This window comes from Sorangium sp. So ce131, assembly GCF_051519095.1.
GTDB lineage: Bacteria > Myxococcota_A > Polyangia > Polyangiales > Polyangiaceae > Sorangium.
This window is the reverse complement of sequence record NZ_CP150455.1, coordinates 6,692,235-6,711,606: the sequence shown is the minus strand read 5'-3', so window position 1 is coordinate 6,711,606 and position 19,372 is coordinate 6,692,235. Positions and strand designations below refer to the sequence as shown.

The window sequence follows — 19,372 nt, the reverse complement described above, 5'->3', positions numbered from 1 at the left end:
GCGGCCCCGGCGCGGTGTGGGCGGGGCCGCGGCTCGGGAGAGGAGCGGGCCCGCGGCTCAGGAGAGGAGCGGGGCCGCGGCTCAGGAGATGAGCTCGACCGCGACCTCGACCGTGACCTTCTGCCCGTTGCGGAGCAGGTCGACCTTCACCTTGTCGCCCGGCTTCTTCTGGTCGAGCTCGTTGTAGAGCGCGTCGTAGTCCTCGATGGGCTTGCCGTCGATGCCGACGATCACGTCGCCCAGCACGAGCCCGCGGTCGCCCTCGGAGAGGCCGCGCAGGCCCGCCTTGTCGGCGGGGCCGCCCGGGATGACGGCCATCACGATGACGCCGCGGATGCCGTTGCGGCGCTCGAGGCGGTGGGCCGGGTCGAGCTGGATGCCGAGGCCGACCTGCTCGGCCTTGCCGGTCTTGATGATCTGCGGGACGATCCGCGCGATCGTCGTCGAGGGCACGGCGAAGCCGATGCCGGCGGACGAGCCGCTCTTCGAGAAGATCATCGTGTTCATGCCGATGAGGTGCCCGCTCGAGTCGAGCAGCGGGCCGCCGGAGTTGCCGGGGTTGATGGCGGCGTCGGTCTGGATCATGTCGCGGATGGTGACGCCGCCGGCGCCCTCGACCTGGCGCCCGAGCGCGCTGATGATGCCGGTCGTCAGCGTGTGGTCGAGGCCGAACGGGTTGCCGATCGCGATCGCCTTCTGGCCGACCTCGAGCGGCTCGCGCAGGGGCGCGACCTGGATCGGCTTGAGCAGCTCCTTCGGCGCCTCGATCTTGAGCACCGCGATGTCCTTGCGCGGCTCGATCCCGACGAGCCGCGCCGGGAACGTCTTCTCGCCTTGCAGGCGGACCAGGAGCGATTGTGCGTTGTCGACGACGTGGAAGTTCGTGACGATGTGCCCGTCGGCGTCCCAGACGAAGCCCGACCCGGACCCGGCGGGCACCTCGACCGCGGTCCCCCACATGCGGTCGACGACGAGGCGCCGCTGCGTGACGAACACCGTCGAGGGCGCGACCTCGCGGAACACGGAGATCGAGTTGCGTTCGTCCTCGATGAGCGAGCTCTTCGACGGCGGCGTGACGGGCGGCTGCGTCTCGATCGCCGTGGGCGCCTGGGACGCCTGGGGCGTCAGGGGCACGGGCGTCGCGCTCGGCGCCTGGCCGCCCGGGCTGGGCTTCCCCTTGCATCCGAGGCAGCTGAGGGCGGCGGCGAGCGCGGCGACGGCGACGAGGGCAGGGTGGCGAGCGTGTCGGTGGTGGCGCATGCGGCGCAATCTAGCCCGCGGCGGGCGAGGCGTCTTCTTTGCGGGGGCGCGCGGCGACGGCGGGGCGGCGCCGCGGGCGGCGCGGGGGAGGCCCGGCGCCGAGCGGCTGCGCGGGGCGGCGGGACCTCGGCGTCCGCGCCGGATCGGATCCCGGGTGCAATCCGGCCAACTTGCGGTAGAGGTGGCGCTGACGGATTCGACCATGCCCTCTTCTACTAAATTTCAGACCACCCCCCCGGCCGTGAAGGAGCCCGTCAAGGTGCTCCTCCTCGAGAACATCCACCAGAGCGCGCACGAGATCTTCCGGTCGCGGTCGTTCGAGATCGAGACGCGGAGCTCGGCGCTGAAGGAGGACGAGCTGATCGCCGCGCTCGCCGGCGTCGACGTGCTCGGCATCCGCAGCAAGACGCACGTCACCGCGCGGGTGCTGGAGAAGGCGGACAAGCTGATCTCCATCGGCTGCTTCTGCATCGGCACGAACCAGGTCGACCTGGAGGCCGCCAACCGGCGCGGCGTGCCGGTGTTCAACGCGCCGTTCAGCAACACGCGCAGCGTGGCCGAGATGATCATCGGCGAGTGCATCATGCTCGCCCGGCAGCTCGGCGACCGGTCGCGCGAGGTGCACGACGGCACCTGGAAGAAGGTCTCGAAGGCCTGCTACGAGATCCGCGGCAAGACGATCGGCCTGATCGGCTACGGCCACATCGGCCAGCAGCTCGGCGTGCTCGCCGAGGCGATGGGGATGCGCGTCGTCTACTACGACATCGCCCAGAAGCTCCCGATGGGCAACAACCGCGTCCTGCCGACGCTGGAGGCGCTGCTCGCGGAGTCGGACTTCGTGTCGCTCCACGTCCCGGCCACGCCGGAGACGCACAACATGATCGGCGCCGCCGAGATCGCGCACATGCGCAAGGGCTCGTACCTGCTCAACGCGAGCCGCGGCTCGGTCGTGGTGATCCCGGCGCTGGCCGAGGCGCTGAAGAGCGGGCACCTCGCGGGCGCGGCGATCGACGTGTACCCGGAGGAGCCCGAGTCGAACTCGGACGGCTTCCACACCGCGCTGCAGCGCCTGCCCAACGTGATCCTGACGCCGCACATCGGCGGCTCGACCGAGGAGGCGCAGGAGTCCATCGGCCGCGAGGTCTCGCGCGCGCTGACGCAGCTCGTGACCATCGGGGCGACGACGAGCGCGGTGAACTTCCCGAACGTGGAGCTCCCGCCGCTGAAGGGCACGCACCGCATCCTCAACGTGCACCGCAACGTGCCCGGCGTGCTCCGCGACGTGAACCGCATCGTGTCGGACGTGAACGCGAACATCGACAGCCAGGTGCTGTCGACGGACGCGAACATCGGCTACCTGATCATGGATCTGTCGCAGGACGTGTCGGCGGAGGTGAGCCGGCGTATCGGGGCCCTGGAGACCAGCATCCGGACGCGCGTCCTCTACTGACGCTTCACGCTGTCACTCACACGGACGAAGTCGGGGGCCGTCCGGCCCCCGGCGGTCTGCGTCGATACCGTAGCTGCGGTCAGGCGGCGGCCTGGAGGCCGCCTCGTTCGCCGCGGCGCGCCGCCGGATCGTCGCCGGCGAAGACGATGGTGAACACGACGAACGTGGCCCACAGCGCGGCGAGGTGGAGAATCATCGCGACCCCGCTGAGCCGCTCGTAAATGATGCTCGACAGCGGGGGGCCGAGGAGCATCCCCGCGGCGTAGAAGACGTTGTAGAGCGAGTTCGCGCGGCTGTAGTCCCGCGGCGCGGTGACCACGCCCTGGAGCGCGAGGCTGAGCGGCGAGATCGACGCGAGCGTCGCGCCCGCGACGAGGACGACCGCGCACATCACGTCGTACCGGTTGAGGTAAACGAAGCCGAGGACCATCAGCGTGCCGATGGCGCCGAGCACGCGCATGAGGAACAGGTGGCCGCGGCGGTCGCCGATCCGGCCGGCGACGTTGCTGAAGGCGAGCATGCCCACCGCGAAGAACGCGGGGATCCGGATCGTCTGATCGAGCGTGACGCCCTTCGACGCCATCAGGTAGAGGGGGAGGAACAGGACGACGGACGCCTGGAAATAGCCGTACGCGAACGTCGCGAAGCAGGCGGTCTTGATGCGCCAGAGGATCGAGGCCGAGGTCGCCGGTGGCTCGGCGCCGCTCGCCGCGGCGGCCTCCCCGTGCGCCGCGCCCGGCAGGTCGCGGTCGAGCCGCGCCAGCACGAGGAACGCCGAGACCGTCGAGATGACGCACGAGAGGAGGAACGCCGCCTGCATCGAGGAGAACGCGACGATGTACGGCGCGCAGAGCGGGCCGAGCACGTAGCCGAGCGCCATCGAGACGGCGTACAGGCTCGTGACGAACGCCTTGTTCTCCCGGTCCGACCGGGCGAGCAGGATTGTCTCGCAGCTCACCCAGATGCCGACCGAGCAGGCGCCGTCCAGGAAACGGACGGCGGCGATGGCGGCGAAGCCGGGCAGGAAAGGGAAGGCGCCGACCGCCGCCGCGTACCCGACCAGCGAGAACACCAGCGTCGTCTTCGCCGAGAACCGGCGGATGAGCGCGTCCATCGGCAGCGAGAACAGGGCGATGCCGAGCGCGAAGCACGACGCGAGCAGCCCGATATCGCTCTTCGTGAACCCGCGATCGTTGAGGAAGACCGCCGTGAGTGAAATGGCGATGCCGTACGCGAGCCCGAGCAGGAAAATCGCGCCGTAGATGAGCCAGATGTTCCGGTCAGGGATGCGGCGGAGCATGTTCGGCCGGCACATTCGATCGGCCGCTGCCCCATGTCAAATGGGTCCGGGGAGCCGGCGCGTCATGCGCGGTTTTCTCGCAGGAACTCGAGGAGGAGCTGATTGACCCTCTCCGGCCGGTCGTAGTGCACGGCGTGGCCGGCGTCGGGGACGCGGGCCACGCGGGCGTTCGGGACCGCCGCCGCGTCCGGCGCGGCGAGCTCGGCGCCGAGGTAACGATCGTGCTCGCCCCAGATCACCAGGGTGGGGGCCTCGATGCGGGGCAGCTTCCCGGAGCCGGCCAAGCTGGCCGGGCGGAAGGCAGCGCGGTAGTAGTTGATCGTCGCCGTGAGCGCGCCCGGCCGCGACCACGCCTCGACGTAACGCGCGACCTCCTCGTCGGTGACCGCGCCGGGTCTCCGGGGATCGTCCCTCAGCGCCACGCGGAACAGCTCGTAATCGTTCCGCTGCGCGAGGAGCTCGGGGAGCTTCGGGAGCTGGAAGAAGAACATGTACCAGCTCTTGCGGAGCTGCCGCGCGGTGCGGAACGAGGCGATGAGCCGGGCCGGGTGCGGCCCGTTCAGGATGACCAGCCGGTCGTAGAGCTCGGGGTAACGCGCCGCGAACGCCCAGGCGACGCCGGCGCCCCAGTCGTGCCCGACGACGGCCGCGGCGCGCGCGGCGCCAGATGCCCGGATGAGCGCCGCCACGTCCGCGGTCAGCTCGTCGATGGCGTACGCCGCCACGCCCTCGGGCTTGTCCGAGAGGTTGTATCCGCGCATGTCCGGCGCGATCACGCGGAAGCCCGCCTCGACCAGCGCGGGGATCTGGTGGCGCCACGAGAACCAGAGCTCGGGGAAGCCGTGGAGGAGCACGACGAGCGGCCCCTCGCCCGCCTCCACGTAGTGGAGACGGACGCCGTTTCGTTCGGTGAAGCGGTGCGACAGCAGGGATTCGTCGAGTTTCATCGTCCCTTCCGTGTACCACGAAGCGATGACCACGACGGCGCCTTCTTCGCCCCAGGGAGAAGGAGACGAAGGCACGGCACCGCGGCGCCTGCCGCGCGTCCGAGAGAGGGTCTCGGCGCAGAGGTGCGCTGTCCGTCGACGGCGCAATCGGCCCCTGACGACGCCGCGGCCGCCAGGGCAGCTGCGGCGCGCGCCCGCGCGCGGCGCTCCGCCGGAGCCCGAGGCCCGCTGAGGGACAGGGGAGTCGCGGCGTTGCGCTCGATTGCTGAGCGGGCGTCGACAGCGGACTTCGGGCGGACGACGGAACAGTGCGAAGCATGAACGCCGCGTGGCGAGCGGGAGATCGCGACTTAGCCTAAGAGATGCCGTCGTCGCCCCAAGAATCAACCAAGTCGGGTTGGCACCGACGCGCGGCCAAGCCAGCGCTACATCGAAAGGATAGGGTATGAGGGCAAATATCGTCTTCAGTGTTTGTCTCGTGTCCGCGGCGTCGATCGCCGGTTGTGTCGCGTCGAGCGACGACGCCGGGGAGATCGAGTCGGTCGACGACGCCGCGCAGGCGGCCGTGTGCCCCGACGTGAGCGACACGGACGTCCAGCGTTCGCTGGTGATCACGGATCAGGACATCCTCTCGCGGTTCTCGTTCGAGCGCACGATGGACCAGATCCGGACGAGCGCCGGCGTCCGGGCGTCCGAGACCTCGGCCGGCATCTTCCAGCAGTGGATGCGGACCTTCGGATCGAGCGACGCCGCCGGCGACTGCAACGACAGCCGGATCGACCGGGAGGGCTACGGCCTCGCCTGCCCGAGGGCGCCGGAGCTGAAACTCGCCTCGGTGGATCCGTTCCCGCCCTCGTCGCTCGTGAGGTTCAACCCCGTCGGGCTCTTCAACCGGTTCGACCTGGCCCCGTCGAACGGCGCGCATTGCGGCGAGTTCCGGATCGTGTACGCGATGAGCACCTCGGATCCGAACGTCAGCGGGAGGGCGTTCATCATCTTCGAGGGCGCGCTGCCGAACCCCACGCCAGAGCAGGGGGTCAACGCCTGCCTGCCCGTGGCCCAGTTCTGGCAAGACCTCTCGAACGACGAGGACGTCGCGAGCCGCGCGTACAAGCTCGAGCAGTTCTACTTCACCGGCTACGCCGTGCCCGGCTTCGGCCCGGTCGTGCAGGCGGCGAACTACGGCCTCGCGACCAACAAGGTCCCCGGGCCCAGCATCCCCGGGCAGATCCGCACGAACTTCTTCGTGGACTTCACCGAGTGGCACCTCCGGGAGTTCAAGCTGCGGCGGAAGTGCAGCGACACCGCGGACGCGTCGACGTGCTCGCTCTTCGTCGATCACGTCACGGTGAAGACGAACCCTGCGGACGAGGTCTTCGAGGGGACGCACGAGAACTCGGCCGCGTTCGAGAGTGCGTTCGTCCGGCAGGTCGGCAACCTCTCCGCCCAGAAGGCGAACGACATCAAGATGAAGACCGGCGACCTGTACAACGAGTTCGAGAGCGTATCGCAGCGCGACGACGTCATCTACGCGAACACCGCGGGTCCGGTCATTCGCCAGAAGATCGCGGACAAGCTGGTCGCGCGAAACTCGACGCTCACCGTGGACAACATCCTGAACCGCGCCACGACGCAGACGTGCGCCGGCTGCCACCTGCTCTCGGACGGGCAGGACCTCGGCGGCGGCGTCACGTGGCCCCGCTCGCTCTTCTTCGTGCAGATCGACGAGGCGAGCCAGCTGTCCGAGGCCCTGACCGGGACGTTCCTCCCGGGCAGGAAGAGGGTCCTCGAGACGTTCATCAACGATCGCTGCGACGGGACCGCCCCGCCGACGTCTCTGGTGGACAACGAGCTCACGATCGGCGGCTCGCCGACCGGCTCCCCCAACTGAGCGCCGCGGCCATCTCTTTCGCCGAGACCCGGTGATCAGGGGACGAGGCGGGGCGCTGCGAATGAAATAGAAGAGCCGGTATCGCTTTCTTCCCGGAGGGCGATACCGGCTCCGCGCTGGAGCTCAGCCGACGTCGATGATCTTCCCCGGGTTCATGATGTTCAGCGGATCCAGCGCCCGCTTGATCGACCTCATGATCGCGAGCTCCTCGGCCGAGCGCGAGTAAGGCAGGTAGTCCTTCTTGAGCAGCCCGATCCCGTGCTCGGCGGAGATGCTCCCGCGGTACTTCTTGACGAGCGTGAAGATCGCGTGGTCCGCCTCGTGGGTGCGCCGCAGGAACTCCTCGCGATCGAGGTCGTCGGGCTTCATCACGTTGATGTGGAGGTTGCCGTCCCCGATGTGCCCGAAGAGCGCGATCTCCCAGCCCGGGTAACGCGCCTCGAAGACGCTCTCCAGCTCGGCGCAGAAGCCCTCGAGCTCCTGGATGGGGAGCGCCACGTCGTTCTTGTGCGGCAGCCCCGTCGCCGAGAGGCTCTCGCTGATGCCCTCGCGCAGGGCCCAGAGCTCCGCCGCCTGCGTGGAGTGCTGCGCGAGCGTGCCGTCGGTGACCAGCCCGCGCTCGAACAGCGAGGTGATCCACGCCTCGAGCGCCTCGGGCTCGCCGCGCTCGACCTCGATGAGGACGTAGTAGTCCGACGGCGCCGAGAGCGGCATGCGCACGTTCCGGTGCCGGCGCAGCCGCGCCTGGCACTTCTCCGTGAAGAACTCGTACGCCATCACCACGAACGGCCCCATCCGGGCCTCGCGGAAGAGCGCGAGCACGCCGGCGAGGTCCGGCACCGCGAACAGGAACACGTTGAGCCCCTCGGGCAGCCGCGTGAGCTTCAGCGTCGCCTCGGTGATGATCCCGAGCGTGCCCTCGCTGCCGATGAAGAGCTGGCGCAGGTCGACCCCGGTGTTGTTCTTCTCGAGCGCGCCGTTCAGCTCGATCACCGCGCCGCTCGCGAGCACGACCGTGAGGCCGAGCACCCATTGCCGGGTGAGGCCGTAGCGGATGACCTTCACGCCGCCGGCGTTGGTCGCGATGTTGCCGCCCACCTGGCTCGACCCCTTGGAGGCGAAGTCGACCGGCCAGGTGAGGCCGTGCGGCGCGACGTGCTGGTGCACCGCCTCGGTGACGGCGCCGGCCTCGACGCGGACGGTCGCGCCGAGCACGTCGACGGGGCCCATGCGGCGCATCCGCTCGAGCGACACGACGATCTCGCCCCGGGCGGCCACGGCGCCGCCCGCGAGCCCCGTGCGCCCGCCCGAGGGCACGACCGGGATGTGGTGCTCGGAGCAGAGGCGGAGGAGCCGGGAGACCTCGTCGGTGGAGCGCGGGAGGGCCACGGCCGAGGGCCTCGGCGCGACGACCTTGGTCCAGTCGCGGCCGAACGTCGCGAGGTCGGCGGCGTCGGTGGAGAGGAAATCCGAGGGGAAATCGCGCTCGAGGGCCGCGGTGAAGGCGGCGGGGAAGGGGCTCATGGCCGGCTCGGTACTGCGGCGTCGCGGCGACGGCAAGCCGCCTTCGCGTGTCAGACGGCAAGCCGCCTTTGCGCGTCAGGACAAGGCCGGGATGTCGCCGCGGAAGTGCAGGAGCGCGAGGTGCACCGCGGCGCCGGCCGCGAGGAAGGCGGACGCGAGCGCGTCGTCGTCCTCGACCACGACCCCGATGAACGCCGGGTCGGGCGGGGCGTGCGGGCGGATGGCCTCGAGCAGCGGGACGGCGAGGCCGGGAGCGACCACACGGAAGGGGAAGGCGCCGGGGTGTTGCGGGTCGAAGCTGGCGAAGCCGAGCGGGGGCGCGGACGGCGCCGCCGGATCGACGAGGGAGAGCAGCACGAGCTTGCCCCGGCCGCGGGCTTCGGCGACCTGGCCCGGGACGAGCCCGAACGCCGCCTCCACGGCGGCGTCGTCGGCGGGGTCCACCGGGCGGACGGCGACCGCGCGATCGGGGCGGGGGAGGCGCGCCACGACGTCCCAGGTGAAGCGGAAGGAGGTCGAGGTATAGGCCTGCTCCATGCCGGCGCCGCGGTAGAGCCGGACGGCAGCCGTGTTGTCCGGAACGACATTGAGGCACCAGCGCGAGCAGCCGCGCGCCCGGAGGTGCGCGGCGACCGCGCGCATCACGGCGCCGCCGACGCCGCGGCCGCGATGGGCGCGCGTGACGACGACGTTGCGCACGTAGCCCGTCTCGCGCAGCGGCTGGGCGTAGGCATAGGCGATGACCGCGCCGTCCTCCTCGAAGAGCAGCGTGTCCTTGGCCAGCGCGCGCTCCCAGCGGTCGCGCGACGGAACCGCCTGGTCGGCGCCGAGCTCCGGGAACAGTCGGGCGTAGCGGTCGTAATCGGCCGGGGTCGCAGGACGGGCTGCGAGGCGAAGCATACGAACGAGCCTAGACGGTTGCGGCGCCGCGCGCGACAGGGCACCGTGACAGGGCTCATGAGCCGGACGCAGCGTGGGATCCTCCTCGCCAATCGCGCAGCGCTGGTCGCGGCCCTCGGGCTCACCGCGTGTGACGGCGCTGTCGGCGGCGCGCCGGCCGCGGCCCTCGCGGAGGGCGGCGGCGGGGAGGCCGGCGCCGCCGGCGCCGGCTCGCACGAGGCCGCGGCGAGCAGCGGCAGCGCCGGCAGCGGCAGCTCCGGGGAGGGCGGCTCCGCGGGCGGCGGCGGGGAGGGCGGCGCCGGCGACGGTGGCGGCGGCGGGGCGCTGAGCTGGGAGCCGGTCGAGACGGACTGGTGCTCGGACGGGTGGATCGGCCTCGACGAACACACCTGTTTCCATGTGCCCGAGACCGCCGCGCGCGGCGCGCCGATCCTTTATGTGCTGCACGGGACGATGGCGCCCGATTCGCTGCCCGTGGGTTTGCAGGAGATCGCCGCCGAGGCCGCGGACGCGCTCGGGGTCGTCGCGGTGTTCCCGCGCGGACAGCCGGGGCTCTGCACGTGGGATCCGTCCGTCGAGCCCTACTTCTGCTGGCCGACGCGCCGCGAGACGGTCGACGCCGCGGCGCCGGCCCTCGTCGCGGAATGGATGCGCGCCGAGGCGCTGCTCGCGCGGGTGCTCGGGGCGGCCTTCGGCGGGCGTTATGTCATGGGCTTCTCCAACGGGGGATATTTCTCGAGCTACGTCGCGCTGGAGGGCCTCGTGGAGGTCGACGGCGCCGGGCTCGTCGGCGCGGGGCGCCAGGTCATCGAAGAGCACCTCTTCTCGCAGGCGAGGCCGCCGATCTACATCGCCGTCGGCGAGCGCGAGCTCGCGTCCACGATCGCCAGCGCCGAGAACCTCGCCGACGTGCTCACCCAGCACGGGTGGGAGCACACGCTCGTGACGCACCCCGGGCGAGGCCACGAGATCCACGCGGACGACTTCGCGCTCGCCTGGCAGACCTGGACCGCCGCACCCTGAGCGGCGCGCCCACGCGACAGGCACTCTCGCAAGGCGGCGCGACTCCTTGAGCGCCTCGCGCGGGCGCTTATGCGTGCAAGGTGAGTGCTTGTATGCATTGACCTACTTTGGGTTGACATGTGCGCAGGGCGAGATGTGTCGAGCACGTCGCGTCTGGCAGCGTCGATCGCCCGAGGACAGCGAGGGGTCCGGTGTCGCTGTCGCCTGTTTGCCTACCCTGTCGCCATCGACGCTTCAAGTTGTCGGAGATGCCTTGTTGTCGGGCCGCCCGGTGCTGCGAAAGTCTATCCCTCGTGAAAGGCCTTTTTGTCGGAGTCCTCTAGTCGCGCGGCGGCGCGCCGGGCGGCTCCGCTGCACGCCCTGCGCGCCTCGGAGCGCTGGTTCTGCGCAGCGATCCGGCGCGATTGGACAGCGCGGCGTCGCGGCGGTGGGCGCTGTTTAGGAATGTCGTTTTCTCTGCGACCCGCGCCCGCCGCGCGCGCCTTCCGGCGGCAGCCTGTGCACACGAGCTCTCAGGCATGAGCGCTGCTCTCTCCGCGGTCCGACTGGCAAACGGCCCTGCGAAGGCGCGGGCCTTGGGAGGAGGACAAATGATCGAGCTGTTGAATAGCAGGTTGATGCGCGTCGCCATGGTGATGGCCACGCTGACCGCCGGCTGCGCGGCGGGCCAGGATGGCGTCGACGATAGCGACATGGAGGACACCGACGCCGTGGAGGTCGAGGAGACCTCCCAGGCGCTGTACGGCGGTTATCCGTTCTCGTCGGGGTGGGGCGGCGGCAACCCGGTCTGGGGCTTCGGGCGCCCGTACTCCGGCTTCGGGCCGGGGTCGAGCTGGTCGCCGTCGTGCTGGAAGCCGCCGTTCGGCAACTTCGGTCCTTCCGGCAACTGCGGCTGCTCCGGCGGATTCACCCCTGGAATCACCGGCGGCTTTGGTGGCCCCGGCTTCGGCGGCGCCGGCTTCGGCGGCCCCGGCTTCGGCGGCCCCGGCTGCGGCGGCGCCTGGCGCTCGCCGTGCGGGCGCCCGTCGTTCGGCTGCTCCAGGCCCTGGTAGCTCGGCGCCCTCTCGCGGAGGCGGGATCCGGACCCGCGCCTCCGCCGGAAGAGGGAGGGCTCCGGCTGCGAGCCGCCGCCGCCGCGCCCTGAGGCCGGCGGCGGAGCGGCGGATCGCTGCTCCGGAGGATCACCGAGGCGCCGGCCGCCGGGAGCGCGCAGCGCGCGCTTCCTGCGCGCCGCGCGCCCCGGCGCCCACCTCCACGTCCTGCAACACCGGTGTTCCTGCGGCGCAAGCGCTCCAGGGCTCCCCAGGTGTTGCATTTTAGGACATACCCTGTCGGCAAAACCTGCGTGGGTGAGCCGCCTCTCAGCGCTGCCCAGCCCGCTGCCCAGAACGGCGCAGAGTGCGCGCCGCCGCGCCGCGTTTGCGCCGGCGCCGGGCGCGAGCGCGACCGTGCGGCGCAACGTTGTGCCCGGCACCGGGAGCAGGCAGGCGCGTCCGTGCCACCGAGCTCGACCAGGCGCATGCTCATTACGGATCGGTTCTTGCTGAATGTTGAGCTGCGCGCTGATGCGCCGCCTGCTCGAGCCCCGCGCCGGCGTCCCGTCGAGGTACTTCCCCATGATGCGCTTTGCGACACCCGTCTCGCGTTACATGACGTGCGACGTCATCACGGCGCTGGACACGACCCCGCTGCCCGAGGTGCACCGCATGCTCGGCGAGCACTCCATCTCCTGCGTCCCCATCGTCGACGCGGAATCGCGCGCGAGCGGCGTGCTCTCGCGCACCGATCTGCTCCGGCTCGGCCGGTTCGAGACCAAGACGAACAGCCGCGGCATGCTGCTCACCCTGCCCGACGTCCAAGCGCGGGAGGTGCTGCGCCCAGGGATCCTGACGATCGGGCGCACGACGCTGGTCGTGCAGGCGGCGAGCGTGCTGCTCAAGCACGGCATCCGCCGCGTCTTCGTCCGCGAGGGCGACGCCTTGACCGGCGTCTTCAGCACGAAGGACCTCCTTCTCGCCCTGGTCGAGTCGCGTCTGGCGACCCCGATCGCCGAGCTGATGTCAGCCCCGGCGTACACCATCCCGCTCGAGGCGCCGCTCGCGCTCGCCGCCGACCGGCTGACGACGGCGCAGGTGAGCGGGCTCGTCGTGGTGGATCCCGACGGCTGGCCCGTGGGCATGTTCACCCAGACGGAGGCGCTGCTCGCGCACGGCGTGCTCTCCGATTCACCCGTCGAGGACGTGATGAGCCCGGCGATGGTCTGCCTCGACGTCCGGACGCCGCTCCACCGGGCCGCGGCCGCCGCGCACGCGGCGCAGGCGCGGCGCGTGCTCGTGGTGCAGGGGCGGCGGCTCCGCGGCGTGTTGACCGGGCTGGATTTCGCGCGCGCCGTCGCCGGCACGGGGGTGATCTCCGTGGCCGCGCGGTCGCGGGCGGGCTGAGTCGGGGCACCAGGGATCCCTGTCGGATCCCTCGCCTTCACGTCGCGGCGGGACGCGCGGCGCCTGGTCAGCGCGCGGCCCGGAGGGCCACCCGCTCGACCACGTCGTCGGGGTCGGCGACGAGGCGCGCGGCGAGCGCCCGGGCAGCGGCGGGGGAGGCGGAGGCGACCCCCTGGATCGCGCCGAGCCGGGCGCCGCGCGGCTGCCGCGGGTCGGCGGCGAGCGCCTGGAGATCCGCGACCGCACGCGCGGCGGGCGCGGCGACGTGGAGCTCCGCGGCGGCGCGGCCGGCCGCGGCGAGGGCGCGCGCCCGGACCTGCACCGGCGCGGCCGGATCCCGGCCCACCGCGAGCAGCGGGGCGAGATCGGCGCCGCCGGCAGCGCGGAGCAGCGCGAAGAAATCCGCGCCCGCGGCCGCGCTGTGCCCGCAGAAATGGCCCGCGAGCAGGGTCGCGGCGCGCGGCGGCAGCGCGGCCGCCCAGGCCCCGTGCCCGTGGCCCGGCGCCGGGGCGTCGCCCCCGGTCGGAGGCGAGGAGCGCGACCCCCGCGCCGGGGTGCCCGGATCGGTCGGGAGCGGGTCGGCCGCGCCGCCGCCGTCCTCGACGATTCCGCGGTAGAACGTGCTCGCCTGCACGACCGTCCTCTGCTGCGGCGTCATCCTGGCCGAGAAGTCGCCGCCCGTCGGAAACATGATGTTGTCGTAATCGGGGCAAGACTCCAGCTTCGACATCACGTCGTCGCACCGCAGGGTATCGTCGAGCGGGTCGCCGAAATCGGGCTCGAACTCGGTTGTGTGGAAGAGCCCGGCGAAATGGCCCAGCTCGTGGCGCAAAATGACCGTGTCGGCCGTGGGCTCCCCGAAGAGCGAGACGACGATGCCGCTGAGATGGGTGCCGTGCTGAACGGCGACCGCGGGGACGGACGGCGTCACGCCGGATGCGTTGGCGATCTCGCCACCAAATGCTGACACCGCGATCACATTGAGTGCAGGTCTGCCCGGGGCGCCGGCCGTCTGCTCCAGCAGGAGCGGGACGACGGCCTCGTCGACGTAGGCCCATTCTCGCCCGAGGCGGTGAAACGTGATCTGGCCGATGCGGAGGCCCACGAAGCCGTGGTACGCCGTCCGCAAGGCGCTCTCCAGGTACTCTTCGGAGACCGCGTTCCCGGCGATGAAGGCGTTGACGTCGATTCTCCCGCCGTGGAAGCGCCCGTCGAGCGTCTGGCGGCGCCACACCTTGAGGCGCGCCGATCGCGGCGCGACGCCGGTGCCGCCGTCGCCGAGGGTGATCCAGTACGTGCCTGGCACAAAGGGCACAGCCGCGTCCGTGCCAGTCTGCGGGACGGCCGCCGTGCCGATCCCGTAGTTGTAGAACAAGGCCCACGTCCCCGGGAGCGAGTAGTCCGCCGCGTGCAGCCGGCCGCTGGGGCCGACGATCTGCTCGATCCCGATCACATCGAAGGTCGAGGGCGAGCTCGGGAGCTCCGCGATCGCGGTGAAGCCGAGGGTGCCCGGTGGGAGCTCCACCCCGACCGGCACGCCGAAGGCGACCTCGCCGAAGTCCTCCTCCACGAGCGGCGCGATGGGCGGCGCGCCGCCCTCGCCGGGGTCGCCGCCCGCGCCGGAGCTCGAGGCGCTCGTCACCGCGGCGCTCGAGACCGCGGAGCTCGCCGCGCCGGCGCCGCCCGCGCCCTCCGGCGCGAACCCGTCGACCACCACCTTGCCGCCGCAGGCGCCGGCGGCCAGCGCGGCCAGCGCGCCCGCGGCGAGCAGGCCCCCGCGGCGCGCCCGCGCTGCCCCGCGCCCGCCGCCCGGCGCCCCCTGTCCGGGCGACGGATCCGGCGCCATCGATGCGGGTGCAAGCGACTCTGTCATAAGCATGTTTCTTGACGCTCCGTGAAGTCAGCCTTCGCTGGGCCAGCAGTATGATCCTGCGGTCTCGCGATGTCACGCGCGCCGCACGGTCCCGCGGCGGCGACGCGCGAGAGAGGCGGAGTGGAGGTCATTCCACTTGCTTGACGCGCAGTGAGACCCGCCCCGGCGATGACGCCGTCGCGCCCTCGAACCCGTCGACGAGAAGGACGAACCGCGACTGGCCGTCTGCGCCCTGGATGAGCCACGCGACGTCCTTCGCCGGGGCGGGAGGGGTCGATCCGGGCTCGAGCCACCTGCCGGTGAAGGCGGTCGCGATGTGGTCGCCGCGGTAGGGGATGGCGGGGTCGGCGACGGTGTCGTACCCGATCGCCTCGAACCGCGCTGCCTCGGACTCGGCGGTCCGCTGCATGACCGCGGCGAGGTCCTTGTCCTCGTCGGCCGTCTCCGCGTCCTGGAGATCGGCGCCGCGCGTCTTGCCGGGGCCGCCGAGCTCGCCGTTGACGGTGATGAGCGATCGGCGGAAGCAGACGTGCCACGCGGTCGACGCGCGCGCCTCCTCGGGCGTGAGCATGAGCTCCTGGCCGCCCGCGAGGTCGAGGCACGCGCTCGGCGCCGTGTCGTCCGTCTCGATGCCGCCCGCGGTCGCGTCGAGCGCCTCGATGTCCACCGTCGGGCCCGGGCCCTCGGGGAGCACCTCGGCGTAGCGGAGGCGGTAGAGCGCCCGCACCGGCGTCCCCTGCACCTCGCCGTAGAAGGTGATGATCTGGAGCTTCCAGTAGCGCCCTTCGTGCTCGATCGCGTGCACGTGGAAGCGGCTGTAGATGACGTGCTCGGCGCTGTCGTACGCGTACCAGCGCGTGAAGGCGCCGCCGGCGTCGTCCTCGATGAGGTACGGCGTGCCCGGCAGCTCGCCTGTCTCGTAGTCCTCCAGGCTGACCGGCAGGGCGCCGCCTTCGCCCGGGCCGCTGAGGCCGCTGTTGGTCAGGACGTCGTAGCCCGAGAACGCGAGATCCCAGTCGGTCGACTCGGCGCCGTCGCCGGCCGGGACCACGACCTCCGGCGCGGCGAGCCGGAGGAAGACGCGGCCGGACGCGGGCACGTCGACCACGAGCCGCGCGCCGTCGTCGGTCGGCGCGCCGCCGCTCGAGGTCCCCGGGCCGACCTCCTCGCTGCACCCGGCGGCGAGCAGGAGAAGTGCTGTGGCGACTGCCCATCTGGTCATGAGTCCTCCCACGGTAGCTCGGCGGTGACGCCGAGATAGAGGGTGCGGCCCTCGAGGGGCCGTTGATCCGGCTGCACATCGTCGGAGCGGCTCGGCTCCTTCTGCACGTCGAGCACGTTTCTGACGCCGAGGTACACCTGCGACGAGGGCCAGAGCGGGCGCGCGAGCCGCGCGTCGATCGTGCTGAAGCCCCGCGCCCGCAGCGCGCGACGCGGGCCGCCGGGGGAGGTCGGCTCGTCGACGCCGACGAACGTGCTCGCGATGCCCCGGAACCGGGTGACGAGCTCGAGCTTCCAGGGCAGATCGGCGCGGATCGACGCCTGGACGGTGTGCGGCGGCTTGCTGCTGAGCGGCTGATCGTTCGTGTCGTCGCGCGTCCAGAGGTAAGCGTAGCCGACCTCGGCGCGCAGCCACGAGGCGGGGCGGAACGTCGCCGACGTCTCGACGCCGGCGGTGCGCGCCCGACCGATGTTGACGTATTCGTACGTGTCGACGCCGTCGGACGACCGGATCGGATCGAGGCTGATGTCGATGAGGTCCTTGACCCAGTTGACGAAGCCGCCGGCCCGGAGGGTGATCCGGTCGTCGGGGCTCAGCGTGGCGTCGGCGTTCACGCCCCAGGACGTCTCGGGGACGAGCGACGGGTTGCCGATGACGACGTAGCCGAGGTAGGCGTGGTCGAAGGAGAAGCCGATCTCCTTGGCGCTGGGCGCGCGGAAGCCCTGCCCGCCGGAGGCGCGCAGCGTGACGGCCGGCGCGGGCCGGTACGCGAGCGCGAGCCGCGGCGCGACGGCGCCGCCGTGGGAGAGGTGGAGCTCGCCGCGGACGCCCGGCATGAGGGTGAGCGCGTCGCCGAGCTTCCACGCGAGCTGGCCGTAGAGCGACGCGCTGCCGAGCTTGGTCCAGGGCACCTCGGCGGTGTCGCCCTGCGCGGTGTCGATCTGCGAGACGGTCGTGGTCTTGTGCCGCTGCTCCAGCGTCTCGACCTCGAAGCGCGCGCCGGCGACCCAGGTGCGCTGGCCCTCGGCGAGGGTGGTGATGGCCTCGAAGCTCTGGAGGACGCCCGAGCGGTCGCGGAGGTCCCGCTCGGGCGAGCCGCGCGGGCGGCGGTCGCTGGTCCGGAGCGCCCACTGGCGGCCGGCGGCGAAGCGCAGGCTCGAGCCCTGGCCGAGGTCGATCGTCTCGGCGAGGTGGACGGTGAGCCGGTCGGTCACCTCGGGCAGGTCGTAGACGAAGCGGCGGGGGGCGCCCGTGGCGGTGGCGGGGAAGGAGCGCGTCTCGATGCCGTCCTGCGCGTCGTGGATCCACCGCCCGCGCAGCCGGAGCTCGACGCCGCGGCCGAGCGAGGCGCCGGCGCGCAGGCCGATGAGCCGCTGCGAGCGCTCGGGCAGCGCGGTCGTGGGGTCGTCCGGGTCGAGCGCGACCGCGTCGCCGCGCTGGAACGAGGCGTCGGCGCTGGCCCAGGCGGACTCGCCGCGGTAGGCGCCGGAGCCCTGCAGGAGGATCCCCGCGCGGGAGCGGCCTTCGAGGCGCGCGCGCGCGCTGCCGCCGGGGTGCGCGGGCGGGGCGGAGAGGACGTTGACGACGCCGCCGATGGCGCTCGTGCCGTAGAGCGAGCTCGTGGGGCCGGTGACGAGCTCGATGCGCGACACGTCGCCGAGCGGGAGGGACGAGAGGTCGATGGCGCCGCCGCTGTCGCCGATGACGCGCTCGCCGTCCTCGAGGACGAGCACGCGCTGGAGGTCGAAGCCCTGGATCTGGATGGCGCTCGGGTTGCCGAGCGAGCCGTAGGAGCTCGGGTTCACCTGGACGCCGAGCTCGCCGTCGAGCGCCTCGCCGACGTTGGTCGCGCCGCGGCGCTCGGCCTCCTCGCGGGTGACGACGCGCGTGCGCACGGTGGCGCGCTGGGTGCTCTCGGGGGTGCGCGTGCCCGTGACGACGACCTCAAGCGGGGGCGGGGCGGGGGGAGAGGGGGCGGTGGAGGGCCGGGCGGCAGCAGAGGGCTGGGCGGCAGGAGAAGGCTGCGCGAGCGCGGGGCGCGGCGAGGTGAACGAGGAGCTCGCCGCGAGCAGGAGGCAGGATGCGAGCGACCTGCGGCGCGGAAGGCCCGGGCCGCGGGGCACGAGGTCGCGGAGCACGAGCCTTCCGCAGCAAGGCAAGGAGCAGGCTCGCGGCGCCGGGAGCGGAGGCATGCGGGCGATCTCGGGCCTGGTCGGCGCGTCGCAGCGCGTCGGAGGAGGTGCGGCATGGTTGCCCGAATCAGCGGCGGCCGTCCAGCGGGTTCGGCGCACGCGGGACGGGCGAGAGGCGCGGCCGTCGGCTGGGGCGGCGGAGCGGGCGCGCCGGGGGCGGTGGTCCACGCGGGCGCAGCCCGGAGCGGCACGGGGAGCCGTCGGTACCTGGGGCATGCGCGTGGAGCCCATGCCCGCGGCGGAAAAGACGCCTCGGAGCCAGCGAGCTCAGGAAGCCGCGGCGATGTCCGCGTGGGAGCAGCTAAAGGCTTGCATTGCTCGGCGACGGACGCTAGCTTCCCGCGCCGCATCGCCGGTCCCCATCGTCTAGCCCGGCCCAGGACTCAGCCCTTTCAAGGCTGCTACGCGGGTTCGAATCCCGCTGGGGACGCTGCCTGTACTGCACGCGCCGGGTCGCACCTCGACCGCGGCCATCGCCTCGCGGGCGAGGGCACCCTCGATACCCGCACCGTTTACCCCCGCGGCGCCTCGATGGAGGAGCAGCGGTGACTCCATCCACGCTCGCGCGCAGCGCCCGTATTCGCCGAACGGCCGCGCCCGAGCCGGGCGCTCGCTAACGCCGGGGACGGCCCAGCAGGCGCCTTCCGACGTCGAGGAGGTGCTGGCGCAGGGTGGCGTCGTCGATGCCGGCGTAGGCGGGGTCGCCGCCGACGATGGAGAGCCCCGCGAACACGACGTGCACCGCGATCGCGGCGGCGAGGTTGGGAGCGGCGCCGGCGAGCACCGTTTGCATCTTGGTCTTGACGTCATCGACCCTCGCCGCCTCCGACGTCATGTTGACAACCCGTCGGAACCCGGGATCGCTGTTGACGAGACCGAACAGCGCGCGGTAGCGGACGATAAGATCGACCAACCCTTGCAAGGCGTGGTCGATTTGCGCGCTCCGGCTGCGTTTCGTCAGCGCCTCGTCGAGCATCTGGTCCAGCTCCTGGACCGGGGGGCCCACGATGGCCTCGACGATCTCGTCCTTCGTCTTGAAGTGGTAGTAGACGGCGGCCTTCGTGACGCCGAGCGCGTCGGCGATCATCTGCAACGACGTGCCCTCCATTCCATGCTCGCTGAACAGCTTCAGCGCGGTGTCCAGAAGACGTGCCCGGGTGTCGTGGATGGCGGTGCCGGCGGTCATGCGTGCTCCTCGCGGGACGGCAAGAGAGTAACTCTGCTCCTCGTCGCTCGCCCAGGCCTTCCCATGGTCCAGCACGAGACTAGCCGGTCGGGAAGTTCCTGCTAGCCGATCGGCTTGCGCCTGTCTAGCCGATCGGCTAGCTTGCCGGAGGCGCTGACCGGAC

Annotated in this window: 14 protein-coding genes and 1 tRNA gene; 6 read left to right on the top strand and 9 right to left on the bottom strand. The window is 72.0% G+C overall.

The window, feature by feature from the left end:
* Positions 1-81: 81 nt before the first annotated feature.
* Positions 82-1,260 carry a S1C family serine protease gene (locus WMF43_RS24490; RefSeq protein ID WP_437683592.1) on the bottom strand — a complete coding sequence of 393 codons (1,179 nt, stop codon included), beginning with the start codon at positions 1,258-1,260 and terminating at the stop codon, positions 82-84.
* 202 nt (positions 1,261-1,462) lie between these two features.
* On the opposite strand from WMF43_RS24490, the gene serA reads away from it, so the two are divergent.
* Positions 1,463-2,710, top strand: a complete 1,248-nt coding sequence (gene serA, locus WMF43_RS24485) for a phosphoglycerate dehydrogenase (RefSeq protein ID WP_437683591.1) — start codon at positions 1,463-1,465, stop codon at positions 2,708-2,710.
* A 79-nt stretch (positions 2,711-2,789) separates the two neighbouring features.
* On the opposite strand, the gene WMF43_RS24480 is transcribed toward serA, so the two are convergent.
* Together WMF43_RS24480 and WMF43_RS24475 are read right to left on the bottom strand one after the other, a co-directional pair.
* Entirely contained in the window at positions 2,790-4,010 is a 1,221-nt protein-coding gene (locus WMF43_RS24480; RefSeq protein WP_437683589.1) for an MFS transporter, read from the bottom strand.
* Positions 4,011-4,072: 62 nt separating this feature from the next.
* Entirely contained in the window at positions 4,073-4,957 is an 885-nt protein-coding gene (locus WMF43_RS24475) for an alpha/beta fold hydrolase (RefSeq protein ID WP_437683588.1), read from the bottom strand.
* A 445-nt stretch (positions 4,958-5,402) separates the two neighbouring features.
* On the opposite strand from WMF43_RS24475, the gene WMF43_RS24470 reads away from it, so the two are divergent.
* Positions 5,403-6,848 (top strand): hypothetical protein, encoded by a 1,446-nt coding sequence (locus tag WMF43_RS24470; RefSeq protein ID WP_437683586.1) that lies wholly within the window; start codon positions 5,403-5,405, stop codon positions 6,846-6,848.
* A 123-nt stretch (positions 6,849-6,971) separates the two neighbouring features.
* Here WMF43_RS24470 and WMF43_RS24465 read toward each other — a convergent pair whose 3' ends face one another.
* Complete coding sequence (locus WMF43_RS24465; RefSeq protein ID WP_437683585.1) at positions 6,972-8,372, bottom strand: FAD-binding oxidoreductase; 1,401 nt, start codon at positions 8,370-8,372, stop codon at positions 6,972-6,974.
* Positions 8,373-8,447: 75 nt separating this feature from the next.
* Positions 8,448-9,272 (bottom strand): N-acetyltransferase family protein, encoded by an 825-nt coding sequence (locus WMF43_RS24460; protein WP_437683583.1) that lies wholly within the window; start codon positions 9,270-9,272, stop codon positions 8,448-8,450.
* A 57-nt stretch (positions 9,273-9,329) separates the two neighbouring features.
* Here WMF43_RS24460 and WMF43_RS24455 point away from each other — a divergent pair, with 57 nt between their 5' ends.
* The 3 genes from WMF43_RS24455 to WMF43_RS24445 all read left to right on the top strand — a co-directional run bounded on the left by WMF43_RS24455 (position 9,330) and on the right by WMF43_RS24445 (position 12,736).
* A complete protein-coding gene (locus tag WMF43_RS24455) occupies positions 9,330-10,295 on the top strand; it encodes an alpha/beta hydrolase (protein WP_437683582.1) in 966 nt (321 codons plus the stop codon).
* Between the two features lie 590 nt (positions 10,296-10,885).
* Positions 10,886-11,347, top strand: coding sequence for a hypothetical protein (locus tag WMF43_RS24450; protein ID WP_437683580.1), 462 nt, complete (start codon positions 10,886-10,888; stop codon positions 11,345-11,347).
* A gap of 495 nt (positions 11,348-11,842) precedes the next feature.
* Entirely contained in the window at positions 11,843-12,736 is an 894-nt protein-coding gene (locus WMF43_RS24445; RefSeq protein ID WP_437683579.1) for a CBS domain-containing protein, read from the top strand.
* Positions 12,737-12,803: 67 nt separating this feature from the next.
* Here the strand turns inward: WMF43_RS24445 and WMF43_RS24440 are convergent, their stop codons facing one another.
* The 3 genes from WMF43_RS24440 to WMF43_RS24430 form a co-directional block, all read right to left on the bottom strand.
* Entirely contained in the window at positions 12,804-14,609 is a 1,806-nt protein-coding gene (locus WMF43_RS24440; protein ID WP_437683577.1) for a hypothetical protein, read from the bottom strand.
* 127 nt (positions 14,610-14,736) lie between these two features.
* Entirely contained in the window at positions 14,737-15,831 is a 1,095-nt protein-coding gene (locus WMF43_RS24435) for an HmuY family protein (protein WP_437683576.1), read from the bottom strand.
* Entirely contained in the window at positions 15,828-17,969 is a 2,142-nt protein-coding gene (locus WMF43_RS24430) for a TonB-dependent receptor plug domain-containing protein (protein WP_437683574.1), read from the bottom strand. The genes WMF43_RS24435 and WMF43_RS24430 overlap by 4 nt, the downstream gene beginning before the upstream one ends.
* A gap of 409 nt (positions 17,970-18,378) precedes the next feature.
* Between WMF43_RS24430 and WMF43_RS24425 the strand changes: the two genes are divergently transcribed.
* Positions 18,379-18,453, top strand: a tRNA-Glu gene (locus WMF43_RS24425).
* Between the two features lie 183 nt (positions 18,454-18,636).
* On the opposite strand, the gene WMF43_RS24420 is transcribed toward WMF43_RS24425, so the two are convergent.
* A complete protein-coding gene (locus WMF43_RS24420) occupies positions 18,637-19,209 on the bottom strand; it encodes a TetR/AcrR family transcriptional regulator (RefSeq protein WP_437683572.1) in 573 nt (190 codons plus the stop codon).
* Between the last annotated feature and the right edge of the window lie 163 nt (positions 19,210-19,372).